We start from the raw sequence: 5,149 nt of genomic DNA on the forward strand, positions 1-5,149 counted from the left end.
GCGAGAGCAAGCGTCCGGTCTCGACTGAGATAGAGATAGGGAGTCAATGGAACATCCGCTAGTGGTGGAGCCAACCTCACCCACTGCTMGTAAAACGTGCCGCCCCAACCGCCGGATATCCCAATCGTCAGCGGATGACCGCCAGAATCGCGGATAAGCTGTGTTGCTACGCTCGCGACAAGGTCGAAGTTCAAGAGGTCAACTTCAGCCTCTACGTCATGCCACATAGTCCCTGCCCCCCATGCCTACCCTCGATATCCAAGCCGATAGATTTGGCAAATTTTTTAAATACTACCTCTTTTGCTCTACGACCAAAAGAGGTAGTGACAAGAAGTCATCATAGGATAAGCGGATACGCCCTAGCGAGCCTTGGTCGCTCAGACCCGCTAGGCTCAACAGCCGCCGTAGTTTTTGCGGCCGCTCGCTGTAATTGTGTAGGTGCCACCGCGCGGCCCCGTATAGCAAGTGGGCTCCGCCGCCACGCCACGATTTGACACAAACGCTGATGCAGATGCCGGTCTGCCAGATGGCGCCGTCGCATTTGCAGTAGAAGTCAATCCGGCCGAGCCGGGCCCCCGATGGCAGTGGTACTCCCCGGTCTTGCGGTTGTGGTGGCAACCGTTGGCGTCCAACCCTCCGCCGTGGGCATTTGCCGARCCGGCTATTAGCGCAAAGACAAATCCAACACCCACACGGAACACCGCCTTGCGACCAGCGCGCCCCAAAACTGGCGCACGAGCAGATATAACGTCCATCCCTCCCCCTTTCTTCTTTGATTTATCGTGCGGCTGACAACGCCGCTACTTCATTGTCCCGCGTGCGGAATGCCCTGACTATCCTGCGAGAGAGGGAGAAACTCGGTCCGCGAGAAGGCCTCTCACAGGAAAGACCACACTGGCAGCCAAGGACCAATCCAGGATGCCAGCGCGCGAGAGCCTCAGCGATTGGATGCAATTTGGCCGAGTTCGGCCAAACCTTGTCCTTGGAACGTGCGAATCGTTGTAGAGCCATATATAGAGCTTCGATGTGCCTGAGCGAGGAGGCGGATTACTGGCTTCGCGCTTAAGACGGTCGATTCCATCGGCGGTGAAGTCCCTCATAGAGACCTAGCAGAATGTCTGCCGCTAAGTCTTTGTGCCCGTCAGGGCGCACGGCAAGCCACGCTAGGTCTTCAAGCGATGCGCACATGCCACTCAGCTTAGCCACCCGGGTAGACAGACCCCGTGTGCGAGGCCTGTCACAACTCTAGTATGCGAGAGATGCATTTCCTGAGAAAGCGCTGGCAGGGTGTGCCGTATCCTCTCTCACCTTCCCCCTTCTCCCTGAGAGCCGTCGCTGCCCTCGCCTACCATCCTTCGGCGCAGGTCCAGAAAATCCGCGGTTACGTCGACCGTGCATGCGAGCCGCGCGTCGAAGGTCGCGCAACACTCCACGAAAGAGGCAGCCATTGAGGCCATTCCTGGCTCGCCAATCAATCGGTATCGCTTGCCATTCGCTGCTTCGGCCACCAGCCTCCGGACATCCTGAAAGACGAGGGGTGGAGTTATCCAGAATCCGCCACCAGCTCCGAATCGCCCGAAGACGTGCCAACGCGGATGGTAAGTCTGTAATAGGCGCCAATGTGTGACGCGAATTTCGTCTGTCTTGGCAGCCAGGAGGGCGAAGACTTTCGCCATGTTGAATCTCCTTTGATGCTCAACCGAGAACTCCACTCAAGCGAACCCACCCACCCGCTGCTATGTCGTGGGCGTGCCATCATCCGCATCCTCAGGTGCGAGATACTGCGAGCTCACGTTTGTCTGTTGCGTAACGTTGTTCGCGAGAGCCCAGATAGCCCAGGTATGCATGCCATCCGGGTCGTATCCGGGCTGCCCAATTAGGGTGTAGCGACGTCCACTCTGAGTCTGTCCGGTCCGGGTCTGTATGTCGAAAGACGTGATTGCAGAGCTCACGCGACCTGAGCCGCTTGCGATGGATTGGCCAACGAAATGGTGCTCACCTCGTTCAGTCGCAATGACACGCCAACGGCGAAGCCCAATCTCCGGCTCCTCGTTCACTGATGCAACCGACCAAAAAGGCATGGCGCCCCCCAACGGGAGAACCGCGGCGCCGGATAGCTTTGATGATGCCTAAGTCGACAGTGTGCCGAGACAAACAACCGTTTGGAAGTTCGAACGCATCAGCGTCTGGCAGCTAGCAACCGCGGATAGGGGAATTGAGCGCTGCCAGGAAGTAGTTCTGCTTGTAGGCGACAGCGCGTGTGTAAATCGAGTGTAGTCCGTGCGGCAGCAGTTTCAAGGTTGGGCCGCCCTCCTCTGCATCACACCAATGACGGCAAGGTGTCCCTACCCGTAGGGACACCATCGAAAAGACCTAGCGCTTCCTTGCATTCTACGTTTTTTGTCCTAGTCTTTCGGTATGGTTTTACACATACCAAGACTTTAGCCACCATGAACGTGCAGCTGCGCAGCCTTTTCGATGTCGGTCTGGTCGACGAACCGCTGAAGCAAAGTGACAGGCGCTACGGCGGAAAGTTGGAGGAGGAGCGTGAATGGAAAACTGCCCGATGAGACTTGCTGCTCGAGTTGCGTCGTGCTCACCTCTAAGCCCAGCTTCTGCAACCGTTTGGTCAGGACGGCGTATGTCAAGCCGTGGGAGTCCAGCTCGCGAAGGAAAGTCCTGGTACACGCCTCCTCCCATGATTCTTGGCGCTTCGACAGTGTCAATCCATCCGGGAGGTCCGCCTCTACTGCAAGCAGGAGCTGGAAAAAGAAGCAGCAACGAAATGAGCCGCGCTGGACCTTACCCTCGACGGCACGGACGGACTCCACCAGGTCGACGGCCGCCAGGCATTCGACCAGTTGCTCGTACGAAACCCCTTTCCGCACCAGCAAGCCGCGGGCGGTACGTGACGCTAGTCGCGTCCACGCTGTATCAACATGACTCAAGCGGCCCTCGCTGATGTTGTTGCCCTGTTAACCGTATAGCAATAAACAGGGAAAAGCCTGCTCGTCCAAGCAGAACTAGAGCCCTCCTCCGGCAGAGCCAGGCATCTCAAGAACAGTGCAGCACATGCATTGTATCTGGTCCGCAGACACGCGGACCCCGATGCGAGACTGTGCGCCTCCTTGAGCGAGGCTCGTCGTGACCACTCTCTATCTCAATCCCGAGGGAATCCTGCACCCTCAGCACGCTACCGCCAAGCGAAGCCCAGAATCTCCTAGCATCCTGGCGAGCAACGTAGCACTGTTCGAAGAGCTTCTCCTAGCATCCCCTTCAACCGCAATCGTCTTGCATAGTTGGTATGTCTTTGAGGCAGGATACAGGGAGGCCCTCTCCTGCCTGCCAGCGACGACACGTGCAAGCGTCATTGGGGCGACCCTCCCTGGCAACAGATTCCATCGATACCACCACCCAGTCGTGACCGCCAGGCGTGAATGGCTGCGCGTCGACCTCCAGCGACGTCGCCCATCCCACCCGGTTCTGCTCGATACAGATTGGGGACAGGTTCTACCAATTCTTTGTGAATCCAGCGTCATCGTCGAAGGCCAGAAGGACCTGGAAAACGCTATTCAAGCGCTACGTACTCTGCTTCGCAACACGAACACAATCTCCGGTCCCAGCGACGAAAGGGGGAGTCTTCGGTACAGCGAGGAGCAGCTGCGATGAGGATTCTGTTCTTTGTGTGCGACGGAGTCCTCCACCCGTCGTGTAAAGGCGTGCCCGCTCAGCATCGAGGCACAACGGCAAACAGCATCCTGGACGCTGGATTCTTCCGATGGTCTCCGCATCTGGCCGAAGTTCTTGAGGACTACGACGACGTAGTCCTCATCAACGAATGCGAGTGGGGAGCCAAGCTTAAGCAGCGCACCCTCCTGCAGTGTCTTGGACCATCGGCGCGGTGGTTCGCTGGCTCCCTTGACAGCAGGCCAGCGTCGATTGAGAGCGCCAGGACTCTGTTCCTTCAGATTGCTCATCCGACCGATTGGATGCGCATGCTCCCGGCACCTCAACCGCAAGGAGCGAAGCGCATCCTCGTGGTCGACCCGAAACATGGCATCTCGGCAGCGACGGCGAAAGTCGCCTTTCGCAGGAGGTGGCACGTAGAAACCGCGTAGATAGTATTGTGCGATTATTAAGTAGTTAACTTTCAATATATCAAGTTAATGCCTATTGGCCGAATACACATTCTATGTGAGAGCACAGGGAAAACCCTCCACATCACCAGATAGTTTCTCAAAAATCTGCTTGCACAATTTCACGGCAGGCATAAACTCGACTGAACCATGGAGGCTGTAATCATGGAGCATAGAAAACCCTACCACGCATCCAACTAGCCCTCTGCCGCTTAGGACGGGTCGGTAAGAACGTCGCCCCGCAGCAAGCCCCAGCCGGCACCACCTTTCGAGGAAATCGAATTTCTCGACGGGGAGCTATTTTTCGCAACTCAAGAAGGAGATTATCTTGAGATGCCCCGCTTTTGCCTGTGAACTTAAAGAGTCATCTTTCTTGAAGAAGGTGAGTTATTGCCATCATTTTTTGTGCATCAGAAGTGCTAATCACCAACACCAAAAGGAGCATTGGAATGAAGCAAGCAAACCTGAGTGAACACGTGGAGAATATCCTTTGCCAGATGAATATACCTGAAGAAGGACGGCGATATGTTCACCACGTTATCAACAACGGACCTTCACGTACCGTGAAGAATCACTATGGAAACGTGATGTCTCGATACCCAAGTAAGAAGATGGGACATCATATTCTAGTGGAGAGCATGGCTGGCGAATTGGCAAAAGCGATGGAGTACGAAAACGACGAAAGCGTTATCGCTTACTTCGCGCAGCCTAAAGAAATCCAGGTTGACTACCTCGATAAAAATGGCAAGCGCCATGGGACCGGACCTTATCATCCGGACTTTCTTGTCGTAACAAAAATGTCTGTTTACGTCGACGAGGTGAGGGACGATGGCCGGCTGTATGCCCAAACACTAAGCCACCCCGACTCATATTTCAGGGACGATTTCGGGACGTTTCACTTTCTTCCCGCCGAGCGGGTATTTGCGCGAATGGGGGTGCCATACAAAATAATACAAAATTCGTCCATGAATATTCAACTCCTGAATAATGCACGGTTTCTCAAGGACTATCTG

At 55.5% G+C, this 5,149-nt stretch carries 4 protein-coding genes and 1 pseudogene; 1 reads left to right on the forward strand and 4 read right to left on the reverse strand.

The window, feature by feature from the left end; translation table 11 throughout:
• From AC1DKD_RS38895 to AC1DKD_RS38910, 4 genes are all read right to left on the reverse strand, one after another.
• Positions 1–194: hypothetical protein (locus AC1DKD_RS38895; protein WP_477144531.1), on the reverse strand; the 194-nt coding region annotated here is incomplete at its 3' end.
• Between the two features lie 198 nt (positions 195–392).
• A complete protein-coding gene (locus AC1DKD_RS38900; RefSeq protein WP_441634460.1) occupies positions 393–755 on the reverse strand; it encodes a YHYH domain-containing protein in 363 nt (120 codons plus the stop codon).
• A gap of 549 nt (positions 756–1,304) precedes the next feature.
• A complete protein-coding gene (locus tag AC1DKD_RS38905; protein ID WP_441634462.1) occupies positions 1,305–1,676 on the reverse strand; it encodes a hypothetical protein in 372 nt (123 codons plus the stop codon).
• A gap of 765 nt (positions 1,677–2,441) precedes the next feature.
• Positions 2,442–2,948 (reverse strand): DUF6471 domain-containing protein, encoded by a 507-nt coding sequence (locus tag AC1DKD_RS38910; RefSeq protein WP_441634464.1) that lies wholly within the window; start codon positions 2,946–2,948, stop codon positions 2,442–2,444.
• 1,637 nt (positions 2,949–4,585) lie between these two features.
• On the opposite strand from AC1DKD_RS38910, the pseudogene AC1DKD_RS38915 reads away from it, so the two are divergent.
• Positions 4,586–5,149: pseudogene (locus AC1DKD_RS38915) on the forward strand (hypothetical protein); the annotation flags it as partial.

This window comes from Cupriavidus sp. 05T313, from assembly GCF_056396665.1.